The sequence below is a fragment of the Rhodococcus sp. MS16 genome (assembly GCF_013277795.1).
Lineage (GTDB): Bacteria > Actinomycetota > Actinomycetes > Mycobacteriales > Mycobacteriaceae > Rhodococcus_F > Rhodococcus_F globerula.
Window position 1 is genome coordinate 734,043 of sequence record NZ_VBTM01000001.1, and the last position, 24,863, is coordinate 758,905.

At 62.2% G+C, this 24,863-nt stretch carries 18 protein-coding genes; 4 read left to right on the forward strand and 14 right to left on the reverse strand.

Annotated elements, in window-relative coordinates; all coding sequences use genetic code 11:
- Position 1: 1 nt before the first annotated feature.
- The 9 genes from FEZ60_RS03435 to FEZ60_RS03475 form a co-directional block, all read right to left on the reverse strand.
- Complete coding sequence (locus FEZ60_RS03435; RefSeq protein ID WP_033232058.1) at positions 2-1,090, reverse strand: hemolysin family protein; 1,089 nt, start codon at positions 1,088-1,090, stop codon at positions 2-4.
- On the reverse strand, positions 1,083-2,465 hold the full coding sequence (locus FEZ60_RS03440) for a hemolysin family protein (protein WP_116103255.1): 1,383 nt from the start codon (positions 2,463-2,465) through the stop codon (positions 1,083-1,085). The genes FEZ60_RS03435 and FEZ60_RS03440 overlap by 8 nt, the downstream gene beginning before the upstream one ends.
- 310 nt (positions 2,466-2,775) lie before the next feature.
- Entirely contained in the window at positions 2,776-4,212 is a 1,437-nt protein-coding gene (locus tag FEZ60_RS03445) for a GuaB1 family IMP dehydrogenase-related protein (RefSeq protein WP_033232056.1), read from the reverse strand.
- Positions 4,213-4,215: 3 nt separating this feature from the next.
- Positions 4,216-5,097, reverse strand: coding sequence for a DMT family transporter (locus FEZ60_RS03450; RefSeq protein WP_033232055.1), 882 nt, complete (start codon positions 5,095-5,097; stop codon positions 4,216-4,218).
- A 5-nt stretch (positions 5,098-5,102) separates the two neighbouring features.
- Positions 5,103-6,611: a DEAD/DEAH box helicase gene (locus FEZ60_RS03455; protein WP_172935512.1), complete on the reverse strand. Its 1,509-nt coding sequence runs from the start codon at positions 6,609-6,611 to the stop codon at positions 5,103-5,105.
- Positions 6,612-6,673: 62 nt separating this feature from the next.
- A complete protein-coding gene (gene gndA / locus FEZ60_RS03460; protein WP_033232053.1) occupies positions 6,674-8,131 on the reverse strand; it encodes an NADP-dependent phosphogluconate dehydrogenase in 1,458 nt (485 codons plus the stop codon).
- A 217-nt stretch (positions 8,132-8,348) separates the two neighbouring features.
- Positions 8,349-10,331 carry a DEAD/DEAH box helicase gene (locus tag FEZ60_RS03465; protein WP_202025593.1) on the reverse strand — a complete coding sequence of 661 codons (1,983 nt, stop codon included), beginning with the start codon at positions 10,329-10,331 and terminating at the stop codon, positions 8,349-8,351.
- Positions 10,332-10,611: 280 nt separating this feature from the next.
- Complete coding sequence (locus tag FEZ60_RS03470; protein ID WP_033232051.1) at positions 10,612-11,565, reverse strand: M56 family metallopeptidase; 954 nt, start codon at positions 11,563-11,565, stop codon at positions 10,612-10,614.
- A gap of 44 nt (positions 11,566-11,609) precedes the next feature.
- Positions 11,610-12,005: a BlaI/MecI/CopY family transcriptional regulator gene (locus FEZ60_RS03475; protein WP_033232050.1), complete on the reverse strand. Its 396-nt coding sequence runs from the start codon at positions 12,003-12,005 to the stop codon at positions 11,610-11,612.
- Between the two features lie 165 nt (positions 12,006-12,170).
- Between FEZ60_RS03475 and FEZ60_RS03480 the strand changes: the two genes are divergently transcribed.
- Entirely contained in the window at positions 12,171-14,744 is a 2,574-nt protein-coding gene (locus FEZ60_RS03480) for a rhomboid family intramembrane serine protease (protein WP_172935513.1), read from the forward strand.
- Between the two features lie 10 nt (positions 14,745-14,754).
- On the opposite strand, the gene FEZ60_RS03485 is transcribed toward FEZ60_RS03480, so the two are convergent.
- The 3 genes from FEZ60_RS03485 to FEZ60_RS03495 all read right to left on the reverse strand — a co-directional run bounded on the left by FEZ60_RS03485 (position 14,755) and on the right by FEZ60_RS03495 (position 18,172).
- A complete protein-coding gene (locus FEZ60_RS03485) occupies positions 14,755-15,609 on the reverse strand; it encodes an ABC transporter ATP-binding protein (protein ID WP_045067741.1) in 855 nt (284 codons plus the stop codon).
- Positions 15,606-16,619 (reverse strand): iron chelate uptake ABC transporter family permease subunit, encoded by a 1,014-nt coding sequence (locus FEZ60_RS03490; protein ID WP_202025710.1) that lies wholly within the window; start codon positions 16,617-16,619, stop codon positions 15,606-15,608. The genes FEZ60_RS03485 and FEZ60_RS03490 overlap by 4 nt, the downstream gene beginning before the upstream one ends.
- Before the next feature lie 92 nt (positions 16,620-16,711).
- On the reverse strand, positions 16,712-18,172 hold the full coding sequence (locus FEZ60_RS03495) for an iron chelate uptake ABC transporter family permease subunit (protein WP_072782575.1): 1,461 nt from the start codon (positions 18,170-18,172) through the stop codon (positions 16,712-16,714).
- Positions 18,173-18,374: 202 nt separating this feature from the next.
- Between FEZ60_RS03495 and FEZ60_RS03500 the strand changes: the two genes are divergently transcribed.
- Complete coding sequence (locus tag FEZ60_RS03500; protein ID WP_033232231.1) at positions 18,375-19,136, forward strand: hypothetical protein; 762 nt, start codon at positions 18,375-18,377, stop codon at positions 19,134-19,136.
- Between the two features lie 259 nt (positions 19,137-19,395).
- Positions 19,396-19,824 carry a PaaI family thioesterase gene (locus FEZ60_RS03505; protein ID WP_033232047.1) on the forward strand — a complete coding sequence of 143 codons (429 nt, stop codon included), beginning with the start codon at positions 19,396-19,398 and terminating at the stop codon, positions 19,822-19,824.
- Between the two features lie 75 nt (positions 19,825-19,899).
- Here the strand turns inward: FEZ60_RS03505 and FEZ60_RS03510 are convergent, their stop codons facing one another.
- Together FEZ60_RS03510 and FEZ60_RS03515 are read right to left on the reverse strand one after the other, a co-directional pair.
- A complete protein-coding gene (locus FEZ60_RS03510) occupies positions 19,900-21,291 on the reverse strand; it encodes an NAD(P)/FAD-dependent oxidoreductase (RefSeq protein WP_045067742.1) in 1,392 nt (463 codons plus the stop codon).
- A 1,179-nt stretch (positions 21,292-22,470) separates the two neighbouring features.
- Complete coding sequence (locus tag FEZ60_RS03515; protein WP_218020267.1) at positions 22,471-22,680, reverse strand: hypothetical protein; 210 nt, start codon at positions 22,678-22,680, stop codon at positions 22,471-22,473.
- Between the two features lie 107 nt (positions 22,681-22,787).
- On the opposite strand from FEZ60_RS03515, the gene FEZ60_RS03520 reads away from it, so the two are divergent.
- Positions 22,788-24,857, forward strand: a complete 2,070-nt coding sequence (locus tag FEZ60_RS03520; RefSeq protein WP_172935514.1) for a glycosyltransferase family 2 protein — start codon at positions 22,788-22,790, stop codon at positions 24,855-24,857.
- The last annotated feature ends 6 nt before the right edge of the window (positions 24,858-24,863 follow it).

Below are 24,863 nucleotides of genomic sequence, written 5' to 3' on the forward strand. Positions count from 1 at the left end.
ATCAGTTGTTCCGTTGTCCCGGAACAGCATCGGTTCCGCGGTGAGTGCCGTCGCGGACGGTGCCGACGTACTCCTCGAGGAGGTCTTCCAATGCCACGATGCCGATGACAATGCCGTCGGCATCGGTGACGGCACCGAGGTGGGAGCTGGCGCGGCGCAGGCCTGCCAACGCTTCGGCGAGCGGCGTGCTGAGCGGAACGACGGGCAACGGACGGATATCCGACGTGGGTACGACGGTATCCGGCCCGGCAGCTTCGTCGAGAACCTCGTCGAGCACGTCCTTGAGGTGCACGTATCCGGCCAGAGTGCCGTCGGCAGCTCGGACGGGGTAGCGCGAGTAGCCCGTTTCGATGACGGCCCGCTCGATGTCGCCCAGCGTGGTGCCGGTCGGGGTGAGCGGGATGGTCCGCACCTTGTCGAGAGTGATCAGCACTTCCGACACCGTGCGATCGGTCGATTCGAGGGCCTGCTTCAACCGGCGGTGTTCTTCGGCGTCGATAAGCCCTTCGGATCGGGATTCACCGATCATCGCGGACAACTCCACCGCCGAGACGGTGACATCGAGTTCGTCCTTCGGTTCGACTCGCAACAGACGCAGAATCCCGTTAGCGCAGATGTTGTAGAACGCGATGATCGGGCGCGCGATCTTGATGAACGCCAGGTGGATCGGCACGAGAAGCATCGCGGTCTTCTCCGGACCAGCCAGCGCGATGTTCTTGGGCACCATCTCACCGAGCAGGATGTGCAGCACAACCACCAACGACAGTGCGATCGCAAACGAAATCGGATGCAGCAATCCGTCAGGCAGACCGGCCGCTTCCATCGGCACCTCGAGGAGATGCGCGATGGCGGGTTCGGCGACCTTACCGAGAAGGATCGAACAGATCGTGATGCCGAGCTGCGCCGCGGCGAGCATGAGCGACAGATTCTCGCCGGCCTTGATGACGGTGAGTGCCCGCTTCTTGCCCTGGGCGACCAACGCTTCGAGTCGGTCACGGCGAGCAGAAATCAGCGCGAATTCCGCGCCGACGAAAAACGCGTTGCCTGCCAGCAGTACAACGGTGAGGAGAACGCCGAGAAGGTTATTCATCGTCGGACTCCTTTGTGCGCTCTGCTGCTGATTCGGGTTCGACATCACCGGGGACCGGAGTGATGGTCACGCGGTCGATACGACGGCCGTCCATCGAGGTGACTCGCGCAATCCACTTGCCGCGGTGATCGCCGGACGCGTCGACGTCGGGCAATGCCACTTCGTCGCCCTCGTCGGGGATGCGTCCCAATTCGGTGAGCACCAGGCCGCCGAGGGTGTCGTAATCGCCTTCGGGTGCGGTGTACCCGGTAGCTGAGGTGACTTCGTCGATGCGCAGGAGCCCGGAGCAGGACCATCCGTCGCCGACGCGCTGGACGTCGAGTTCAGGTTCGTCGTGCTCGTCGCGCACGTCGCCCACGATTTCCTCGATGAGGTCTTCCATGGTGACGATGCCGGCGGTTCCGCCGTATTCGTCGACCACGAGTGCGACCTGCATTCCGTCCGAGCGGATGCGTTCCATGACGGCGTCACCGTCGAGGCTCGACGGGACAACCGGCACGCGCTGCGCGAGGCTGTCGACTCGCGTCGTGCGTCGTCGCTCGGCGGGAACCGTGAACGCGTGTTTGATGTGGACAACTCCGACGGTGTCGTCGAGGTCGCCGCGAACAACGGGGAACCGTGAGTACCCGGTACGGGACGCCGTCACGATGAGATCGGCGACTGTATCCGACAACTCGAGTGATTCGATCTTCACACGCGGTGTCATGAGTTCTTCCGCTGTGCGGTCACCGAACTGCAACGACCGGTTGACCAGAAGCGCAGTGCCCGCGTCGATGGAACCACGCTGCGCCGACGTGCGCACCAGCGAGCCGAGCTCCTGCGGGGAACGTGCCGAGCGCAGTTCCTCGGCAGGCTCTATGCCCAGGCGCCTGACGATCCAGTTGGCGGTTCCGTTGAGACCGTTGATCGCCCACTTGAAGACCAGCGAGAAACCGGCTTGCAAACCGGCTGTGGCGCGGGCTGTCGGCATCGGCTTGGAAATCGCCAGGTTCTTGGGGACAAGCTCACCGAAAATCATCGAGAACGAGGTTGCGATAACCAGGGCGAGGATCAATGACGTTGTGGACGCTGCTGATTCGCTCAGCCCGACGGCCTTCGTGACCGGGGTGATGAACCGGGCGAGAACAGGCTCGGCCAGGTAACCGGTGATGAGTGTGGTGATCGTGATGCCGAGCTGCGCACCGGACAACTGAAACGAGAGCGTCTTGTGTGCGTGCTGGACCTGACGCGAACGGAGGTCGCCGTCACGAGCAGCTTCGTCGACGGTGCTGCGCTCGAGCGCGGTAAGTGAGAATTCTGCCGCCACGAAGAGGGCGGTGCCTGCGGTCAGTGCGATGAAGCCGAGCAGGCTGAGAATGGTGAATGCGATGTCCATCGATCATCGCCACCCAAGTGGAGAGCGAAGTGCGCCGGGTTTGTCTCCCGGCTCGCTAGAGGAGCCCTCCGAACCAGCGGAATCAGATGATTCCTCGGATATGACGACGGGTGTTGCGCCGGGTAAGTGTGTGGGTGCCTCGGGCACCGGGTTCCTCTCGTCGGGCCGATGACTTCTCGGCTTTAGCGGGCTCGGTCGGGTTGCCGATTGGCACCCGACCGAGTTTCATTTGTTGTTTCCACGTTCGATGATACCGGCGAGTGCCCGGGCTTTGGGAGCCGAGCACCCGCCGTTCGTCACAATTACCGATTCACCAGCCGGCAGGAAGTGGCCGTCCCTCGGCAAATCCGGCTGCAGACTGCACACCGAGGACTGCCTTGTCGTGCAGTTCCTCGAGTGAGCGCGCCCCGGCATACGTGCAGGTACTGCGGACACCGGAACAGATCTGGTCGATCAGATCCTCGACGCCGGGACGCTCGGGATCAAGTCGCATCCGTGAACTCGAGATGCCTTCCTCGAACAAACCCTTGCGGGCGCGATCAAAAGCCGTCTCGGTGGCGGTGCGCGCAGCAACGGCGCGCTTGGACGCCATACCGAAGCTCTCCTTGTACGCGTTGCCGGCCTGATCGACCTTGAGATCGCCCGGCGACTCGTACGTGCCGGCGAACCACGAGCCGATCATGACATTCGACGCGCCCGCAGCCAGAGCCAGCGCTACATCGCGCGGATGGCGCACTCCACCGTCAGCCCACACGTGTTTGCCCAATTCGCGTGCTGCCGCGGCGCATTCGGCAACAGCCGAGAACTGCGGTCGTCCGACGCCGGTCATCATGCGTGTTGTGCACATCGCGCCTGGTCCGACACCGACCTTGACGATGTCGGCGCCCGCGGCGATGAGATCACGGGTGCCCTGCGCGGAGACCACGTTTCCGGCCACCAGCGGCACACCGAGATCCAGAGCTTTGAGCGTGGTCAGTGCGTCGATCATGCGCTGCTGATGCCCGTGGGCGGTATCGACGACGATGACGTCGGCGCCGGCGTCGACCAGCGCTTTGGCCTTGGCACCCACATCGCCGTTGACGCCGACCGCCGCGGCAACGCGCAGCGCGCCGTTGGCATCCACGGCGGGGTCGTAGATCCCGGCACGAATTGCACCGGTACGAGTCAGGACTCCGGCGAGTGTGCCGTCGTCGTTGACGATGACGGCAAGCGGATCGTGCTTGGTTTCGAGTAGTTCGAACACCTCACGCGTTGTTGCGGTGACCGGTGCTGTGACGAAGTCGGTGATCGCGACGGTACGAAGGCGAGTGAACCTGTCGACGTCCGCGCAGGCAGCCTCGGTGACCACGCCGAGCGGCTTGCCGTCCTCGACGACGACAACCGCGCCGTGCGCCCGTTTGGGCAGCAAGGCCAACGCGTCGGAGACAGCGTCCTCGGGGCTCAGGGTCACCGGAGTGTCGGCGACGAGATGACGGCTCTTCACGAACGCCACCGTTTCGGCGACCGCTTCGGTGGGGATGTCCTGCGGGATGATGACCAACCCGCCGCGCCTGGCGACAGTTTCGGCCATTCGGCGACCGGCGACTGCGGTCATGTTGGCGACAACAACCGGAATGGTGGTTCCCGAGCCGTCGGCCGACGCCAGATCGACGTCGAACCGGGACGTCACGTCAGTCCGGTTGGGGACGAGGAAGACATCGTCGTAGGTCAGGTCGTATGGGGGGCGTTGCCCTTCGAGGAACTGCACGTTTCACGAGCTTACCGGCGACGGCGCAGTTACGCCGATTGTTTCGCGTCCTTGCGACCGCGAGAGCGCGATGGTGGTGACGATCATGACGGCCACCGCGCAACCGATGACGAGAATCCCGAGGCCCTCGACTCGTAGTCGCTCGTCGAGAACCGTCATACCGAGGAACACTGCCGCGATCGGTTCGCCGATGGTCAACGCCGGCAACGACGCAGACAAGGGACCCACCTGGAATGCTCGTTGCTGCACATACACGCCGATAGCACCCGACGCGATGAGCGCCCAGGTCTGCCACGCGCTCACTACGCCGACAAAACCGTGCTCCAGAAGCTCGGTCACGTATTTCGTGAACGCGACGGCTATACCGAAGTAGATGCCCGCTGCGGCTCCGAGAAGCAGTGCGCGCCAACCGGCATCGAGTTTGGACAAGCCGCCGATGGTGGCAACGACGGCCACTCCGACCGTGATCGCCAGCGGCACCGCCCAGTCCGACCACGGAGCATTACTGTCGCCTTCGGTGGGATCACCGACCACCAGGAAGACGGCCAGGGCAATGGCAAGCATGACCGCAAACGTCCAGGCCGTCCGAGTGATCCGGATTCCGGAGAACTTTGCCGAAAGCGGCAGCGCAAACAACAAGGACGACACGATCAACGGCTGCACCACCAACACCGAACCGAGTGCCAGCGCGAGGGCCTGCATGACGTAACCGCCGCCGTCGCCGATCAGGCCGGCCCACCACCGGGGACTGCGGATCAACGACGCCACCAGCGCGCCGCCCTCAGGCACCGACGACGCGGCCCGCTGTTGAGCTACCGACGCGCACGCGAAGAGCAGTGCGGCAGCGAGTGCGCAGATGATCGAGATCAGTGGAAGATCGCCCATAGATCTCAGTGTGCGCGTTTGCCTCCGGCTTTTCCGGCAGACGGGCGACCCGAATTCGGTGTACCTGTTCCGCGGCGCGGCGTGAGCCCCTTGGACGCGAGGCGCTCCGAACGTGTGGGGACGGGAGTGCCGTCGGCGCGAATCTTCTTCACCGTCTTGGGATCGGTGACCCGGCGCGACGCAACAGCGCGCTTGTCACCGTCCTTCTTCATCCGGCCGCCGGCAGCTGTGCGGCCAGCAGTGTCGTGTTCCTGGCGCCCACGCTTGGCCGTGTGTGTGACCTCGACGGTCGTATCGGGAGCTGCGACGGGGATTCCCGTCGGTTCCATGGCTCCGGTGATGCGGGTGAGTTCCAGGTCGTCTGGACGGACCCGAACGCTGTGAACCTTCACGCCGGCCGCCTTGGTCAGCTTCTCGACCCCCGCGCGTTCCTCGTCGGTCACGATCGTCACGACAACACCCGATTCACCTGCGCGGGCCGTACGACCGGCGCGGTGCAGGTAATCCTTGGCCTCGGCGGGCGGATCGACATGGACAACCAGCGTCACGTCGTCGACATGGATGCCGCGGGCGGCGACGTCGGTAGCCACCAGGACCGGCGTCGTGCCGTCGGAGAACGACGCGAGGGTCTTGGTCCGGTTGTTCTGCGTCTTTCCGCCGTGCAGGGCTCCGGCGGACACGCCGATCAAATGCAGTTGCTGCGCAAGACGATCCACGCCGTGCTTCGTCTTGACGAACATGATGGTTCGTCCCGCACGCGAAGCGATATGTGCGACAACGGATCTCTTGTCCACCTGGTCCACGAACAGCAGGTGATGTTCCATGGTGGAGACCGTCGCAACCGGGGGAGCGGTGGCGTGCGATGCCGGGTTGCGCAGGTAGCCTGCGACCAAATCGTCGACCTTGCCGTCCAACGTTGCCGAAAAGAGAAGGCGTTGACCATCTTTCGGAGTCGCGTCGAGAATCTTGGCAACCTCGTCGATGAAGCCCATGTCTGCCATGTGGTCCGCTTCGTCGATCGTGGTGATCACAACGTCGTCGAGGATCACCGACTTCTGCTCGAGTAGATCGAGCAACCGCCCAGGCGTGGCGATCAGCAGATCGACCCCGCGAGCCAGAATGTCGGCCTGACGCTTGATCGGGACGCCGCCCACTGCGCTCGCTACCCGCAAGCCGACCTCGGTGGCCGCGTCGTCGAGCGCTTTGTGAATCTGAATTGCCAGTTCGCGGGTGGGAGCGAGCACCAATCCGCGGGGGCGATTCCGTTTACTTGCGCCGCCCTTGAGGCGCACCAGCATCGGAAGCCCGAAAGCCAAAGTCTTGCCGGAACCTGTCGCGCCACGCCCCAGAACGTCGCGGCCTGCCAGCACATCGGGAATCGTGGCAGCCTGGATGGGGAACGGAGCATCAATCCCGTGTCGGCGCAGTGCGTGCACCATCACAGCGGGGATTCCGAGGTCGATGAACGAGCGCCCTTCGGTTGATGTGGGCGAGTCGATCGTCGATTTCGGCATTTGTCCAGGCTACCGGGTATCGGTAGACGCAGGTGACCGCGTCTACCGATACCGGGTGTGAATCAGGCCTCGATTTCGCTGCGGTCGCCGCTCCACAACGTGTGGAACTTGCCGGGCTTGTCGATGCGCTCGTAGGTGTGAGCTCCGAAGAAGTCACGCTGACCCTGAGTCAACGCAGCCGGGAGACGCTCCGCGCGCAGTCCGTCGTAGTACGACAGCGATGACGCGAACGCCGGCACCGGGATGCCGAGCATCGTCGCGGTGGCGACAACACGACGCCAGCTGTCGATTCCTGCTTCGATGGCTTCACGGAAGTACGGAGCGAGAATCAAGCTCGGCAGCGACGGATCAGCGTCGAACGCGTCCTTGATGCGGTTGAGGAATTGCGCGCGGATGATGCAACCACCGCGCCAGATCGTTGCCAGATCCGCAGGCTTGACGTCCCAGTTGTACTCGGCGCTACCGGCCGCGATCTGGTCGAAGCCCTGCGCATATGCCACGATCTTCGAGGCGTACAGCGCTGCCTGGATGTCCGCGGCGAACTGCTCGGCATCGGCAGGCTTGTCACCGAGCGAACCCGAAGCCAAGCCCTGAGCCTGAGCTGCGGCGCGCTGCGTGCGGCTACCGGAGAGCGCGCGAGCGAACACGGCCTCGGCGATACCGGTAACCGGTACACCGAGATCCAGAGCGGACTTGACCGTCCAGCGGCCCGTGCCCTTCTGCTCGGCAGCGTCGACGATGACGTCGACCAGCGGCTTACCCGTCTCGGCGTCGACCTGACGCAGAACCTCGGCTGTGATCTCGATCAGGTACGACTCGAGCGTGCCCTTGTTCCACTCGGTGAAGACGTCGGCGACCTGGCCGGCGTCGTAACCCAGAGCGTCACGGAAGAGGTTGTACGCCTCGCCGATGAGCTGCATGTCGGCGTACTCGATGCCGTTGTGCACCATCTTGACGAAGTGGCCGCTGCCGTCCGGACCGATGTGTGTGCAGCACGGGGTGCCGTCGACGTGAGCGGAGATCGACTCGAGAAGCGGGCCGAGAGCCTCGTAGGACTCCTTCGGGCCGCCGGGCATGATCGACGGACCGTTGAGTGCGCCTTCTTCGCCACCGGAGATACCAGCGCCGACGAAGTGCAGACCGCGGGCGCGGATCGCTGCTTCACGACGGATTGTGTCCGTGTACAGCGAGTTGCCGCCGTCGATGATGATGTCGCCCGGCTCCATCGCATTGGCGAGCTCTTCGATCACAGCGTCGGTCGGCGCGCCGGCCTTGACCATGATCAGCACGCGACGCGGCTTCTGCAGCGCGGCAACAAATTCCTCGACAGTCTCGGTGCGCACGAAGTCGCCCTCGGAACCATGGTCGGCGATCAACGCATCGGTCTTCGCGATGCTGCGGTTGTGCAAGGCAACGGTGTGACCGTGGCGGGCGAAATTGCGGGCAATATTCGAACCCATGACGGCCAGTCCGGTGACGCCGATCTGTGCCCGGGGTGATTCGGTGCTAGTGGTTGACATGCTTACAGCTTTCCCTCTCGGTCCGCGGCTGTGAAATCCTGCGCCTGGCGCAGCCGAAAAACTGTGCGGCCGCGACGCGCGTGAACATCAGACCGTGCATACAAAACACGGATGCAGATCACTTTATTGCAGTGACCTGCATCCGTCTCGATACAGCTTCCGGCGTGGCCGGAGTGTGATCAATATTCAGTTGGTGAGCCGCAGCTCAGCGAGCGTATTACCGCTGATCGCGCTTCGGTCCGTCGAAGCCGTCGTAGCTACGACGGTCGGTGCGGCTGCGGAATCCGCCGCCACTGGTCGAGCTTGCGCGGTCGCTGCTGTCGCGGTTGCCCTGGTATCCACCCGTCGAGCGGTTGCCCTGGTAGCCGGTGGAGGGGCGGCTGTCGCGGTCTCCGTAGGACGGGCGGCTGTCGCGGTTGCCCTGGTACCCGCCGCGGCTTTCGCCGTCACGGTTGCCCTGGTATCCACCCGACGAGCGATTTCCCTGGTAGCCGGTGGAGGGGCGGCTGTCGCGGTCTCCGTAGGACGGGCGGCTGTCGCGGTTGCCCTGGTAGCCGCCGGAGGAGCGGTTGCCCTGGTATCCGCCGCGGTCGCTGCTGTCGCGGTTGCCCTGGTATCCACCGGAAGAACGATCACCCTGGTAGCCGCCCGAGGAGCGGTTGCCCTGGTACCCGCCACGGCTTTCGCCGTCACGGTTGCCCTGGTATCCACCCGAGGAACGATCACCCTGGTAGCCGCCCGAGGAGCGGTTGCCCTGGTACCCGCCACGGCTTTCGCCGTCACGGTTGCCCTGGTATCCACCCGACGAGCGATTTCCCTGGTAACCACCGGAAGAGCGGTTGCCCTGGTAGCCACCACCTTCACGGTTGCCCTGGTAACCGCGTGAACCACCGCGGTCGCCGAAGGAGCGCTCGCCACGAGAAGAGCTCTCGCGCAACGGTTCTCCGGTGGGCTTCTTGGCTCCGGTGATGCGAGCGAGCTCGGCGGAACCCGGGGTGACGGGAACAGCTGCGGCGTTGACGCCCGCCATTCCGGTCAGGCGCTTGAACTGACGCTTCTGGTTCGGCAGAACGATCGCAACGACAGTTCCCTTCTCACCGGCGCGAGCCGTACGGCCTGCGCGGTGAAGGTAATCCTTGTGATCGGCCGGGGGGTCGACATGAACGACGAGGTCGATGCCGTCGACGTGGATGCCGCGCGCTGCGACGTCAGTGGCAACAAGGACGGGAGTGCGGCCGTTCTTGAAACGCTCGAGGACGCGGGTGCGCTGGTTCTGTGCTTTGCCGCCGTGCAGTGACTCCGCGGCGATTCCGACTGCGCGGAGGCGATCGGTGATGCCTTCGCAACCGAGCTTGGTGCGGGCGAACATGATGGTGCGTCCGTCACGGGCGCCGATCTCAGCGAGAACAGCGTCCTTCTGTCCACGATCGACGAGGAGTACGTAGTGCTCCATCGTGTCGACGCTCGCGCGGCCGTCTTCGGTGGAGTGGGTGACGTGGTTGGCCAGGAACTGACGAACCAGCGACTGGACCTCACGGTCGAGGGTTGCGGAGAACAGCAGACGCTGTCCGTCGGCAGGGGTCTCACCGAGGATCGAGCGAACCTCGGGCAGGAAGCCCATGTCCGCCATCTGATCGGCTTCGTCGAGTGCGGTGATTTCCACCGAGTCGAGGATGCAGGTGCCCTGGCGCAGGTGATCGCCCAGACGACCCGGCGTAGCCACGAGGACGTCGACGCCGCGGCGGAGCTGATCGACCTGCTTGGCGAACGGAGTACCACCGACGGCGGGACGGACCGTGAGTCCGAGAGCACCGGCGTAGGAGTTCAGGGAGTCGACCACCTGGAATGCAAGTTCACGGGTCGGGACCAGCACGAGTGCGCGAGGACGCTTCGCGGCCGGACGATCTTCGTGGCGTGACAGGCGGGTCAGCATCGGCAGACCGAAGGCCAGGGTCTTGCCCGATCCGGTCTGTGCGCGGCCCAGAACGTTGGTGCCGGCAAGCGCGTCCGGGATGGACTGAGCCTGGATGGGCGACGGGCTGGTGATGGAGTTGCGGGCCAGGGCGGCAACAAGCTGCTCGGGCAGGCCGATTTCGGCAAAAGTGATGGTGGGCTCAGCTGAGACGGCCTCGGTGGCGGCTTTGTCTTCAGCGGCGGGTGTTACTACGACATCTTCTGCGATGTTCTCAGAAGACGACATTTGGACAGCGTTGGTCACGCGGAAACCTCTCCGGACTACGGGCACGTCGCGGAGCGGAAGAAGTCATGCTTGAACACACGACACAGTTCGCAAAGGGACGAGCCAGGGCACATGTCACCTGGCAATCCGAACGCATACTGCGGGGAATTGGGCTGTGTGCCGTTAAATGTTGATGAACCACGATGGTGGCCGGGCTCTACTGTACGCCACTCGCTGCCGGGAAGTCAGGTAACCCCGCGTGTGACCTGTACTACTACAGCGCGTTCTGCTGGTCAAGACCTTAGTACGCGTTGAGAAGTAAGCGAAGTTCGGTGAGCCACGGCACTGCGACGGCGACCGTGGGGACAACCAGAATCGTGATGGCGGCAAGGTAGGCACATACCGCAACACGGGGATCGGCAGCGTCTGTCGAGAGTCGCTGGACGCGGATCAACGTCGACGGACCGCCGGCTGCCATGGCGCCACGCGGTGCGGTCGAACCTGCACACGCGACCAGTGCCCGGGCTAGGGGAGTCGGGCCCGTGACGCGAACCGCGGAATCATCGGCCAGCAATTCGACCAGCAATTGGACGGATCCGAGGGCGGACTTGCTACGAACGAACCGGGGGAACGCATGGTTGACCGCGGTGAATGCTTCGAGAACCAGATCGTGACGCGCGCGCAGGTGTGAACGCTCGTGCGTGAGAATTGCCTTGACCTCGGCATGATCGAGGTTTTGCAACGTTCCTTGGCTCAGGACCACCCGCTGACGTATTCCGGGCAGGCAGTACGCGATGGGTTCTTCGACATCGAGAACGCGCAGGTCCGGGGTGCGCTCCACCGCGGCGGGCATGGCGCAGTCGTCGAGTAGATCCACGAGGATGCGGTGGCGTGCGCGTCGCCGCCGAGTTCGTACACCCACTTGCAGGATCGAAAAAATCAGTTTCGCGCCGATGAGCAAGGTGAGCGCAAATACCACGACGTACAGAATCCACAGTGGCAAACCAAGAGCGTCGATCTCAGCGGTCGGCGCAGTGGTCGGTCGTCCGTCCGGTCCTGGAACCAGGAGCTGACTGGCAATGGCCAAGCCCGAGCTGAAAGCTGACAACACCGCGGCAAGCGCGATGGCCTGCCACAGGACGAGAGCCGCACGCGGCGCCCGGTACGGCCACGTGGAGCGGCTCAGGAGTGCTGGTACCGGACCCGCTAGCAACAACGCGAGGATTCCGAAAACCAGTGCAGTGGTGGCGTTCATGACCTAGTCATCATGCACGAAGAAATCAGTTAGGCCTAGAAAATCTACGGCCGCACATCTTTTTTCGCGGATTCGCGCACCTCGAGAGCGGCAAGTGCTTCGCGCAGAGCGTCAGCCTCGTCGGCATTGACCTGGCCGACGAAGTGAACCAGGGCTGCCGCTCGACCGTCTGACTCCGGCGCTTGAGCCAGAGCGTCGACCATCAGGCTCGCGACCAACTCTTCACGCTTGTTCACCGGGAGGTAGCGATGTGCGCGATCGTCACGTTGCTGAATCACCAGGTGCTTCTTCGCGAGTCGTTGCAGGACGGTCATGACCGTCGTGTACGCCAGTTCGCGATGTGTTGCGAGTGCTTCATGTACCTGTCGCACAGTTTGGGGTTCGGTTGTAGACCACAAATGATCCATGACCGCGCGTTCGAGTTCACCTAGACCTGCCATTCTTCGATTCTACGGACTTCCACGACGAAATACGTACTACTGGTAGTAGTAAGGGCGGATCAATCAGTGTGGTATTGGACATAGTGAGCTGTAGGACAGATAACGTGGATGGAGACCGTGGCCACGTCAGAGCAGAGTCGATCAGTAGAAAGTAGTCGCGCGCAGATGAAGATCGACAGTTCCTCGGAGTCCACGCCTCTCTCGACCCGACTGTCGGCGTACGGGGGTAAAGCCCGGGAGCTTGTTCGTTTCGGAATTCGGGATGCCCCGATGACGACGTCGATCGTGGTCATCACGTGGGTTCTGGGTGCGGCGACGGGAAGCCTTGTGCATGGGCCGTCGAGATCGCTGGCTCACCAGATTGCCGTCGGAATGGGTTCGCTGCAACACGGGCGACTATGGACACCACTGACATCAGCGCTGTGGGAGGGGAACCTTCTGCGGTACATCGGCGCGACCGTGCTGTTGCTCGTTGTCGCCGCACCCCTCGAACGACGCATGGGCACGGTGAAACTCGCGATCGCGGCGGTCACAACGCAGATACTGGGCGTGATCCTCGGGCTGGGGTGGGCGTCGCTTGCCAAGGTAGTCGACGCCAGCTGGGGGTTTCGCCTCCACTCGGGAGCCGCGGTGGGCGCCAGCGCCTGGGTCGTGGGGGCTCTGATGGTCGCCACCGCGAACATGGGAACGCTGTGGCGTCGACGCATCCGCGTAGGCGTTCTCGCTCTCACCATCACGCTCGCGTTGTTCAGTGGGCAACTTCAGGACGTCATCCGCCTCTTCGCCGGTGTGGTCGGGTTGGTGATCGGTGCTTGGATCGTCGGTAGGTCAGCGCGCGGTGACCGGATCGTCGGGACTCAGCGGGAAGGCCGCGTGCTGGTGGCCATAGTTGTCGCGGCGAGTGCGATCGGGCCGATGATCGCGGCACTCTCCCCGGAGGCAGTGGGACCCTTGGCTGTTCTCCGCGATCTGTTCCGCGGTGTTCCCTGGACAGTGGCCGAGGTCCGCGACCTGTGTGCCGAGTCGTCGACCGACCCGGATTGCCGACGAGGATTGTTGGAACTGCGCCTGTCCGGGATCGGGCCGACGTTGCTCTCGCTCATGCCCTCGATCTTCGTGCTCGTGCTCAGCGACGGTTTGCGGCGCGGCCGGCGCTTCGCCTGGATCGCCACCGTGTGCGCGCAGGTGATCCTTTTGATTCTCTCGATCGGGAACTTCGTCATCCGGTTCGTCGACGCCGCCGACAGCGAGAGCTTGTTCTACGGCATCGGTGACCCCAACGTGTATCGGACGTTGGTGCCGTTCCTCACCCCACTGTTCGTCCTGATCATGTTGATCCTCACGCGGCGATATTTCGACGTGTCCGCTCCGGCCGGAACCTATCGGAAACTGGCAGTGTCACTCTCAGCGCTACTCGCCGGTCTGATCGTGGTGTATGTGGGCGGGGGAATGGTTGCACGCCACGGGTTCGACCGCGAACCGAGCGTCGCGTTACTTCTGGCTGATTTTCCGCAACGGTTGGTGCCGCCTGTCTATCTGCAACTGGTTGATCCGCGGCTTCTGCCCGTCGACATCGAAGCGACTCTGTTGTTCGAATGGACAGGAGTGGTGTTCTGGGTGGCCGCATCGATTCTCGTGTTCGTGACGTTCCGCAAACCCGTCGACGCACTTGATCCGCGGGACGCCGCGCGCGCCCGAGCGATGCTGATCGCCGGAACCGGAAGCCCGCTGTCGTGGATGACGACGTGGACGGGAAATACCTTCTGGTTTTCGTCGGACGGCTCGAGTTACGTTGCCTACCGCGTTATTTCCGGGGTGGCTCTTACTACCGGCGACCCGGTGGGGCCACCCGGTCACCTGCGAGACACCATCGGCGAATTTGCAGAATTCGCCACGGAAAACGGCTGGATCCCGTGCTTCTACTCGGTCACCGACGACGTTCGAGCGATTACGGATTCGATGGGGTGGAGCGGCCTGCAGGTTGCCGAGGAAACGATTCTCGATCTGGGCGAGATCGCGTTCACCGGTAAACGATTTCAGGACATTCGAACGGCGTTGAACCGGGCGAAGAAGTCCGGCATCACGGCCGAATGGATCAACTATCCGCACGCCGCGATCGCCGTCAAGGATCAGATTGTCGCGATTTCCGAGGAATGGGTCGCAGACAAGGGAATGCCGGAAATGGGTTTTACGCTCGGCGGACTCAATGAAATCGACGACGACAACGTGCGATGCCTGATCGCGATCGACGAGGAACGCACGGTCCACGGTGTCACATCATGGCTGCCCGTGTACCGGGACGGCCGAATCGTGGGCTGGACTCTCGACTTCATGCGGCGCCGTTCCGAGGGTTTCAGGCCGACCATGGAGTTCCTGATCGCGTCGGCTGCCCTGAGTTTGGAATCCGAAGGAGTCGAATTCCTGAGTCTCTCGGGCGCCCCGCTGGCGAAGGTCGCGACGGATGACGGCTCGGATTCGGTTGAGCTGGAAGCGATGACATTGTCCGGCGTGATGGACAACGTGCTCGAATTCTTGGGGCGCACCCTCGAACCCGTGTACGGTTTCCGCTCGCTGCTGGCCTTCAAATCGAAGTTCCAGCCGCGATATGTGCCCATGCACATGGTGTTCGCCGATCCTGCCGCGCTGCCGAGTATCGGCAACGCAGTAGGGCGGGCGTACCTGCCTACCGTGTCGCTCGGTCAGGGAGTGAAGTTGGTGCGGACGATTATCGGTCGATGAGTGAATGCCGTCAGGAAGGCTGTGCGGCCGGCCCGCCGACGGTACCGAAAACATGTCGAGTTCCGATGGGCACGATCAGCGGGCGATCCGAGACCGGGTCGTCGATGACAGCGGCTTCGAGACCGAACACCTCGAGGAGCAGTTCCGCAGAGATGATGTCTTTCGGAACTCCCGAGGCGACGATAGCGCCGTCCCGCATCACGATCAAATGGTCGCTGTAGCGCACCGCGAGATTGAGATCGTGCAGGATCATGACCACAGTGCGGCCCATCTCCTCGTGCAATTGATCAACGAGGTCGAGAACCTCCATGGAGTGCGCAAGATCCAGGTAGGTCGTTGGCTCGTCGAGCAGAAGGATATCTGTGCCCTGCGCCAGCGCCATCGAGATCCACGCCCGCTGCCGCTGACCGCCGGACAGCTGATCGACCGGACGATCTGCAAGATCTGATACTCCGGTCAACTCGAGCGCCTGAGCTACTTCGCCTTCGTCGTCTGCCGACCATTGACGGATCCACGACTGGTGGGGATGGCGGCCACGCGCAACCAGATCGGCGACGGTCAACCCTTCGGGAGCGACTGGAGTTTGCGGCAACATGCCAAGGACTCGTGCGACGTCCTTGGTCTTCATCGAGCTGATTGCCTTGCCGTCCAACACAACCGACCCACTCTTGGGCTTGAGCAGTCGTCCCAGAGCACGCAAGAGCGTCGACTTACCGCAGCCGTTCGGTCCGATGACCGTCGTGATCACGCCGGTCGGGATTTCGAGATCAAGACCGTCGACGATGATGCGATCCCCGTAACCCAGGGTGAGATCCTTTGCGACGAGACGTGCGGGGGCGTCGACGGACTGGGACAACGTGGTCATGCTGTGACCTTCCGATTGTTACGAACCAAGAGGTAGAGCAGGAACGGTCCGCCGAGCGCTGATGTCACGATGCCGACCGGCAATTCGACGGGAAGAACCGTGCGGGCGATCACGTCACTGCCGACAACAAGCACAGCGCCGGTGAGCGCGGACGCGACGATCGGGGGGCCGGCAGATCGCACCAAGCGCATCGCTACCTGCGGAGCAGCCAGGGCGACAAAGCCGACAGGCCCGGCAGCGGCGGTGGCGATCGCAGCCAATGCGACGGACGAGAGCAGGAGCTTGGCCTGTGACGACTGAAGGCGCACGCCCAGTGACGTCGCGTTGTCCTCGCCCAATCGCAGTGCGCCCATGGTGAACGACGCGATCACGGCGTATCCACCGACAACTACCACCGCGACGGCAACCGGCCACATCTGGTTCCAGGTCGCTCCGTTCAGCGAGCCGTTCAGCCATACCTGGGCCCGGGACGCATCGTTGATATCGGCTGAAATCAGGAGCCACCCGGTAGTTGCCACCAACATCGCGTTGACGCCGATGCCGATCAGGATCAGACGGAATCCTTCGACGCCTTTGCGCCATGCCAGCGTGTAGATGACCACGGCGGTCAGTAGCCCGCCCGCCAGCGCTGCCAGCGGAATGCCGAGTGTCGCAAGCAGACCCACAAACGATCCGCCACCACCGAGAACGATCAGTGCGACAGCGGCCGCGCTGGAACCGGCGGTGATACCCAGGATGTCCGGACTCGCGAGTGAATTGCGGGCGATGGTCTGCGTGATCGCGCCCGCGATGCCGAGTGCCATACCGATGAACAGAGCTGTCAGCGACCGGGGCAAGCGGAGATCGAAGACGATGAGGTTCTGGGTTTTTGTGCCGCCACCGAACAGAACTGAAATCACGTCAGGGATGGAGATCGGGTAGTCGCCGCGTCCGACGCTCAGGCAGATCAGCACGAACAGTGCGGCAGTCAGTGCAACGCACACCGACACCGCCAGCGGGCGATACACCATCGAAAACGAACCGACACGAATCGCTTTGCGGGAGGGAACAGTTCGGGGGAGCGCACCAGGTTCACCCCGGAGAACCTTGCCTTGTGTGATGGTCACAGACTTGCCAACTTCCTGCGCCGTACGAGAGCGATGAAGAACGGCGCACCGAAGATCGCCAGAATGATTCCGACCTGAAGTTCACCCGGACGGACGACAACGCGTCCGATGATGTCGGCGGTGATCAACATGATCGCGCCGAGCAGACCCGCGTACGGGACGAGCCAGCGGTAATCAGGGCCGGTGATGGCCCGGGCAACGTGTGGCACGACGAGGCCGATGAAGGCGATAGGTCCGCAGGCAGCGGTGGCGGCGCCGGTCAGCAAGGTGATCGCGACAATGCCGAGAGTGCGACTGAAGACGATGTTGGTTCCGAGCGCTTTGGCTACGTCGTCGCCGAGACTGAGGACGTTGAGTCCTGGCGTGCTCGCGAGAGCAATGACGAGACCGACGACCAGGAAGGGAAGCACCTGCCATAACACGTCGAATCCGCGTCCGGACACCGAGCCGACCACCCAGAATCGGTACGCGTCGAGGCTTGCCTGGTCGAGGATGATCACCGCATTGGTCATGGCCTGGAGGAAGAACGCGACAGCGGCCCCGGCGAGAGCCAGGCTGAGCGGACTGGAACCTCCGTTGCCGATGGATGACAAGCCGAATACGACAACACTCGCGATGAACGAACCAGCGAATGCAAACCACATGTACTGACTCGGTGCGGTGAACCCGAACAGGTAGATCGACATGACAACCAAGAACGCAGCGCCGGCATTGAGGCCGAGGAGGCCGGCGTCGGCAAGGGGATTTCGGGTGTGCCCCTGAATGAGTGCACCGACGATTCCCAGCGCGATGCCGACAACCAAGCCCAGGATTGTTCGCGGCGCGCGCAGAGTTCGCACGATGATGTCGGTCTGCGACCCGTCGGAGTTGAAGATTGCATGGAAGATCTCGGCAAAAGTGAGCGGACGCGCTCCGACCGCGATGCTGGCAAGCATGACCAACACCAGAAGGACGGTCAGAACTGCAAGACCGATGAGACGACGCCTGCGGGTGGCTGATACCGAGTTGTCGCGCTCGAGTTCGGCGAACCCCTCGTCGCGAGCGGTGCTTTCGCGGACAACGTCGATTCCGGATCGGTTGATCGGGCGCAAGAGTGCGCGTCTGACGCCAATGGGCTGCTTGGTCTGTGCATCCCGGGTGATCAGGCCGACCCAACCTTTTCCGGACGTTCGTCCATTCGTGCCCTCACGGAATCCGAAGTTCCAGATGAGAAGCCCGATAGCGATGGCGATTGCTGTCCCGCCGAACACTGCGCGATCAGCTTCACCGCCGCCGTTGTCGTCCTGCAAGGACTGGACTATGTACCAGCCGATCACGAGAGGGAGCGCGATGATTGCGACGTCGAACAGTCCGGCAAGGATGCGCAATCGGACGGGCGCCGGTCCTCGGGGTACGACACGTCGTCCGTAGTTCTCGCTGGGCCCGCGCGGATGTTCGCTCCCGGGCGTGTCGGTCATGGTCACTGGTGGATCGAACTCCTGGTCTTGGCTCGCAGGGATTTCAGATCTTAGGTTACGGAACCCTATCCCCGGGAACCTCGCGCGGGTTGGTTTCCGGACCGAATATGCGTGCCGAGGCTCACAGATCTTTACTCTTGAATTATGGTGAGGCTAACCTATGTTGAGTGTGTAAGACCCCTACGGCCGATTGGAGTGCATGGTGACCATGACCCTCACCACCGAGCATGTGCAGATTCGTGACTTGGATTTCCGGACTGACGCATTCAGCCGCACCTGCACACGCTTACGGGGGCTCAACCCCGATTACCCGCGCGTGTATGCAGTTGCTGCCATGGCTGGTGAGGGCAAACGCCGATGGTGGAAACTGAGTACCGGTCTGCACAGTGAACGAGTCGAACAGCTGTATTTGCGATCTCTCCAGGATCTCGACAATCCGGAGGCCGCGGCAATCCAGGTTGCGACGTCCTTGATCCACGCCGTTGTCGGCAGGGTAACCGCTTCCATCGTGGCGGAGGGCTCGGCGTGGGATCCCGGTCTCGAGAACCTCTGGATACATATGGACAGCGACAGTGGTATCGACTGGGCAGGCGTGGTTGACGAAACGCTGCGCGTGGCGCCGGGCGGTACCGAGTACGGCCGGGATGGCGTTGTCGGCATGCCCTGTGAGGAAGCGCTTTTCGTCTGGACCGCGCACAGGTGCCTTGGAGCCCTGCATGCAGTGCTCGCCGCTGTGTCTCGTTGCGCGCCGATAGATCCCTATCGATTCTGGGGTTTGGTCGGCGAAGCCATCCTGGGAGCAACTGCGTACGTCCCGATTCTCGCGGGTGGCGGCGAAACGGCAGCGCAGCGCCGAGGTCAGGGACTGCTCGACGCATTTGTCGGCGCCGGAGTGCCGGTGCGGTCTCGTCGGAAGATCGCAGCGCGCCCCCGTTGGAATCAATTTGACGAAACGCTTGCTTAATTAGGTAAACCTTGCCTATGATTGAGCAATGCAAAGCGGGGAGAACAACCCGCCGAGTTCAAGAAACTGCCGGACCGCGCCGGAGTCCTGAGGGCTGCAGAGACTCCCGGTCCTTCCCATGGCGGGTTCCGCATCGTCATGATGCGGAACCCGCCTGTTCGTCTTTACGGACCTGAATCGTCGCTCGAGTTACGGCTGGTGTAGGCAAGTAGTCAGCGGCCGCCGCACCGGCGCCACGGGAAACACAGATGGAGAAGGCATGTCCGACACAGCTGACATCGCAGACATGAAGAGCTTGCTGGGAACCGGTTTCGACGCCACCATCGGGCTGGAATACACCGACGTGACACCAGATCGAGTTCGCGCTCAGTGGACGGTCAAGCCGACGCTTCACCAGCCGGCCGGTATCCAGCACGGCGGCGTGTACTGCTCCGTAGTGGAATCATTGGCCAGCATCGGCGGCACGGTGTGGCTGGGGGAGCGCGGACACGTTGTCGGCGTCAACAACAACACCGATTTCCTGCGCGCGACACGCGAAGGGACGCTGACCGCGGAGGCCAACCCGATTCATCGCGGTCGTACATCCCAGTTGTGGGAGGTGCGCATCACCGATGAGCAAGGTCGACTGGTGTCCAAGGGGCAAGTACGCCTTGCGAACATCACGGACACCTCAGCGATCGGCAACTGACGACGGCGAGGCCTGAGAACAACAAACGGCGGTGGAATCAGATTCCACCGCCGTTTTCCGTGTCAATCGAGAGGCTCAGCCGGCAGCCTGTTCAGGTTTGCCTTTTCCGCTCTCGACCGCCGCCTTGGATTTGTTGTGTTTCTCCAACTCGCCCATGGCATTTCGCGCGAACACCTGCTGCTCGGTCGACGCCATCTGAGCACGGCCACGGCCGAAGAACGTCACCGTCCACGACAGGATCGTGGACACACGTGAGCGGAAACCGACCAGATACAACAGGTGGATGGCCAACCACGCCACCCAGCCGATGAAACCGCTGATTTCGAGCTTGCCCACCTTTGCCACCGCGCTGAATCGCGAAATGGTGGCCATACTTCCCTTGTCGAAGTACTTGAACGGAACGCGAGTAGTGGGTGCCTGTCCGTCGATCTCGGCTTTGATCTGCTTGGCAGCGTACTTGCCGCCCTGCATCGCAACCTGCGCCAAGCCCGGCAATTTGTCCAGCGACATCATGTCGCCGACAACAAACACGTTGGGATGACCCGGCAGCGACAGATCCGGGTTGACCATGACCCGACCGGCGCGGTCTGTCTCGCCGCCGCTCTGCTCTGCCAGCTGCTTGCCGAGAGGGCTCGCCTGAACACCGGCCGACCACACTTTGCACTGCGACTCGATGCGGCGCAGTGTGCCGTCCTTCTCCTTGATGATCAGTCCGTCGTTGTCGACGTCAGTGACCATGGCATCCAACTGAATCTCGACACCGAGGCCCTCGAGCGTTTCTGCGGCCTTGCGGCTCAGCTTGCCGCCGTAGACCGGAAGCACAGCGGGCGCACCGTCAAGGAGAACTACCCGAGCCTCACGGGGATCGATCTTCCGGAATGCGCCATCGAGGGTGCGACGCGACAATTCCGCGATCTGACCCGCGAGCTCAACACCCGTCGGGCCTGCGCCGACAACAACAAACGTGAGCAGGCGTGCGCGCTCGGCGGGATCGTCCGACAGTTCTGCCTGCTCGAACGCGCCCAGGATACGACCGCGAAGCTCGAGCGCGTCATCGATTGTTTTCATACCTGGCGCGAATTCGGCAAAGTGATCGTTTCCGAAGTACGACTGTCCGGCGCCCGCAGCGACGATCAAACTGTCGAACGGCGTCACGGTAACCCGTTCCAACAGCCGTGAAGTTACGGTCTTCTTCTCCAAGTCGATCGTCTCGACCTCACCGAGCAGTACCTGCGCATTTTTCTGCTTGCGGAGTACTAATCGGGTTGCCGGCGCGATATCGCCGACGGACAGAATTCCCGTGGCTACCTGGTAGAGAAGGGGTTGGAAAAGATGATGGGTGGTGCGCGCAATCATCGTGATTTCGGCATCGGCTTTTTTGAGAGCCTGTGTGCCGAACAATCCACCGAAGCCGGAACCGATCACCACGACGCGGTGGCGGTGCGATTCAACCGACTGGATGCTCATTCCGTGCTCCTCGAGTTGTAGACGACGGTTCTACGGTAGTCCCACCTACGCTGAGGTTCTCTGCGAGTCCGCAAGATGTCCGACTCTTCCGGAATCGATCAAGAATCGATCAAGTGAAGTGTCCCCAGCGTCCTACTTGCCGCATCGGACAAGTAGGAACGGCTGGATGATCGCGCCGAGCGCGAGAGCGCCGGTTTACTGCCGAATCGACAGGATGAACAGGGCGATACAACCGCCTACGAAAACCAAGATCGACAACGCGACAGACGCGTACCCGACGCCCACACCAATTGCTGCCAAGTCCATGTGTTGACCCTCTCCTTTTAATGCCAAAAGTTGGCTCGCTCACATCACGGTACTGATGTGCCGTGGATTCGTCGGCATAACCCCGTCTTGGCGCGCCGGAGCGCACTGTGAATTACGGGTTCCGGCTACGGTCCGATTGGAAGCGCGGATCGCGACGGGCCAGCTATCGCATTGGTCGGTCAGTTATCTCTGATGGTTTGCCAGCGGCGTTGCCGAAAGTATGCAGTTCTTACAGATGTGAGTGCCGTGGCGGTCCGGTGTACCGAACGCATGATTCTTGTCGCGACGCGGTAAGCGCTTCGACTGTTTGGCTGAGCTGACGCCCCTCTTGGTCCACAGGGGAAACGGCATCGTGCCTGAAACAGCGTATCTACAAGGGTGATTCGCGATGATGAGCTTCTGCCCGAACGTTCAATCGGCGTCCAGGGAATCCCCATTCGCAGAATCGGACAATTACGACATAGGGAGAATTGAGGATTGGTTCGGTAATCGAACGAAACCCGCAGAGGGATTAGAAAAGATTGCTGAATTCGACCAAAATCAGCGTTTTGGGTCGGTTTGTTCGCTAGATGGATGCTAGCTTTGTCGCAAACAGGTCGATTGAGCGTGAATGAATGGATTCGGGAGGACACCCGTGGGTGGCGATGCTTTTCAGACTGTTCCGGTAGATCGACGGAAATTTGTGAAAACTGTGCTTGCAGCTTCTGCGGTCACAGTTCCGGTAGTGACGTCCATCAGCCTGGGTGGTGCCGCACCGGCATTTGCATCGGGAGACACACCGAACTTGTCGGGTCTGCCGAATCGTGGTCAGCAAGGACAGAACGGCCAAGGCGGTCAAGGCAGCCAGCCGGGTCAGGGCGACAGCGGATCCGGTCAGCCCGGCAGTTCCGGGTCTTCGGGATCTTCGGGTAGCTCTGGTTCTTCGGGGTCGTCGGGTTCGTCAGGTAGTTCCGGATCTTCCGGCTCATCGGGATCCAGTTCGGGTAGCTCGGGATCATCGGGGAGTTCCTCGGGTTCGGGCGGCACAACAACCACCACGGTGCCGACGGAACCCACCATCCCGGCGGGACCCACCAACCCCACCGAGCCAACAGCTCCGACTGACCCGACCGAACCTACAATCCCGACAGTACCCACAAATCCCACCGAGCCGACCTGATCCTTGTCGATTACGAGGGGCTACCCACACGATGAGTGAGTTCGATGCCGCGCTGCACCGCGCTCTGAAAAAACTTCAGAGCGCGGGCACCGTGAAGGTGAAGGAGACACCGCCTCACGGGAAACCAGTGGATCTGACGATTGCAATTGCGACGTATGACGATTTCGATGGCGCGTATTTCACGATCCACTCGATATTGACTCACCATCGTGAAGTCCTCGATCGAGTCGAGTTCGTGTTGTTGGACAATTTCCCCGAGGGGTTGCCGGCACCGATGCTCGAATCCTTCGCGAAGTACGTGGACCGGTTCCGCTATATACCGTTCACGGAGGTACGTTCGACTGCCGTTCGGGATGTGCTGTTCCGCAAGGCAACTGGAAAGTACGTCTTGGTGCTCGATTCCCACGTGATCCTGTCTCCTGGGTCATTGGAGTCGCTGCTGGACTATTTCGACGCGCATCCTGAAACAGCTGATCTGATCCAGGGTCCGATGCTGTCGCAGGACTCGTCACACATCGCGGCCACACACATGGAGCCGGTCTGGCGGCGAGGGATGTTCGGCGCCTGGGGTGTCGATCCGCGGGCGAAGGAAAACCCCGACGTTCCATTCGAGATCCCCATGCAAGGTTTGGGGTCGTTTGCGTGTCGACGTGAGGCGTGGCCCGGACTGAACTCGCACTTCACCGGGTTTGGTGGTGAAGAGGGCTATATTCACGAAAAATTCCGGATCAACGGCGGGAAGGTGGTGTGCTTGCCGTCATTCGGCTGGTTGCACCGATTCGAACGCCCGGCCGGGGTGCCGTATCGCATCAACTGGGACGATCGGATTCACAATTACCTCCTCGGTTGGCAGGAGATCGGTTGGGATGTCGAGTCGGTACACCGTCAGTTCTCCAAACATCTGGGTAACTCGTACCCGAGCATTCGTGAGCGCGCCGAGCGGAGCGTGCAGAAGCCTGAGCTGATCTTCGGTGGTCTGCTCGTCCTGAGTGACGATCGCCGCGTCGCGCCATGGCGGTCGTGCCTAGCCGAGGCCGAGTCGGTCGATGTGGCAGTGCACCGAGTGGTGCCCGCGGAAGACACCGAGGATCCGTGGCGACCGGCGGGTGCGTTTGTCGCAGGAATCGACAAGGCGATTCTGTTGGGCTGGAAGTCCGTGGTCTTCCTGTCGGAACACAACGTCATCGACGGTGCGCTGCCCTACAAACTTCGAAACGTCATGATCGATCTCGCCGAAGACGTCAATTGTGCAGTCATCCACGGGGCCGAAAACGACGTGTCCGGTGCAGTGTTGATCGTGCGCAGTAGTGCCTACGAGCGTTTGCGTGACCGCCTGTCCGACTACATCACCCGCATGGGTGAGGGTGAGTTCTCCTTGCCGGTTTGGCTCGTCTCTGAGGGGGCGAGCGTTGTAACGCTGAAACGCGATCTGGCACGCCGCCGGGCACTCTCCGGGGATGACCCTGCGGCCACCATGGGAGTGGCCCTGGTAAATCTCGATACGGACCGGGAAAGCTGGTCGCACTCGTGGCGGAAGTTCAATCGACTCGCGAACACCGCTGGGGTAGAGAGAATTTCGGCGTGCGAGGACCGCGCGAACCCGGCAATCGGATTTGCGGTCTCCTGGCGTCGTGCCATCACACGGGCAGCAGAGAAAGAATGGGGTTCGGTTCTCGTCGCGGCCGACAATCTCGATCTGCTCGATGTGTCGTCGTCGATACTCGACTCAGCACGCAGTGAACTCGACAATCTCGAGTGGGACGTGGTGCATCTCGGCCATGATCCGAAGTCACAGGACGGAACCCTTTTTGGTGATTCGTCATTGATTCGAGTCAGCGCGGAAAACCGCGGGGTGCATGCGGTACTTGTGAATTCTCGTGCGTACGAGACGCTACTTGTCGCCATTCCCGATCCTGAATCGCAATCCGCCGATTTTGCGCAGTGGGCTGGTCGATATCGTTCCCTCGCTGAGTTTGTAGTGGATGCCGGCGCGTCGGGCATACTGACCTGCTTGTCGTTGTCGCCAGGTATCGCCACCAACCGGACCTTGCTCCGTTCAGGCGCACTCGAATCCGAATACTCACGACGCTTCACTCTCTGATTGCAC

Bases quoted from the DNA above. Each gene is read 5' to 3' on its own strand.
- FEZ60_RS03435 (WP_033232058.1), bottom strand. From the start codon at position 1,090: ATGAATAACCTTCTCGGCGTTCTCCTCACCGTTGTACTGCTGGCAGGC.
- FEZ60_RS03440 (WP_116103255.1), bottom strand. From the start codon at position 2,465: ATGGACATCGCATTCACCATTCTCAGCCTGCTCGGCTTCATCGCACTG.
- FEZ60_RS03450 (WP_033232055.1), bottom strand. From the start codon at position 5,097: ATGGGCGATCTTCCACTGATCTCGATCATCTGCGCACTCGCTGCCGCA.
- FEZ60_RS03455 (WP_172935512.1), bottom strand. From the start codon at position 6,611: ATGCCGAAATCGACGATCGACTCGCCCACATCAACCGAAGGGCGCTCG.
- gndA (WP_033232053.1), bottom strand. From the start codon at position 8,131: ATGTCAACCACTAGCACCGAATCACCCCGGGCACAGATCGGCGTCACC.
- FEZ60_RS03465 (WP_202025593.1), bottom strand. From the start codon at position 10,331: ATGTCGTCTTCTGAGAACATCGCAGAAGATGTCGTAGTAACACCCGCC.
- FEZ60_RS03470 (WP_033232051.1), bottom strand. From the start codon at position 11,565: ATGAACGCCACCACTGCACTGGTTTTCGGAATCCTCGCGTTGTTGCTA.
- FEZ60_RS03475 (WP_033232050.1), bottom strand. From the start codon at position 12,005: ATGGCAGGTCTAGGTGAACTCGAACGCGCGGTCATGGATCATTTGTGG.
- FEZ60_RS03480 (WP_172935513.1), top strand. From the start codon at position 12,171: ATGAAGATCGACAGTTCCTCGGAGTCCACGCCTCTCTCGACCCGACTG.
- FEZ60_RS03485 (WP_045067741.1), bottom strand. From the start codon at position 15,609: ATGACCACGTTGTCCCAGTCCGTCGACGCCCCCGCACGTCTCGTCGCA.
- FEZ60_RS03490 (WP_202025710.1), bottom strand. From the start codon at position 16,619: ATGGTGTATCGCCCGCTGGCGGTGTCGGTGTGCGTTGCACTGACTGCC.
- FEZ60_RS03495 (WP_072782575.1), bottom strand. From the start codon at position 18,172: ATGACCGACACGCCCGGGAGCGAACATCCGCGCGGGCCCAGCGAGAAC.
- FEZ60_RS03505 (WP_033232047.1), top strand. From the start codon at position 19,396: ATGTCCGACACAGCTGACATCGCAGACATGAAGAGCTTGCTGGGAACC.
- FEZ60_RS03510 (WP_045067742.1), bottom strand. From the start codon at position 21,291: ATGAGCATCCAGTCGGTTGAATCGCACCGCCACCGCGTCGTGGTGATC.
- FEZ60_RS03520 (WP_172935514.1), top strand. From the start codon at position 22,788: ATGAGTGAGTTCGATGCCGCGCTGCACCGCGCTCTGAAAAAACTTCAG.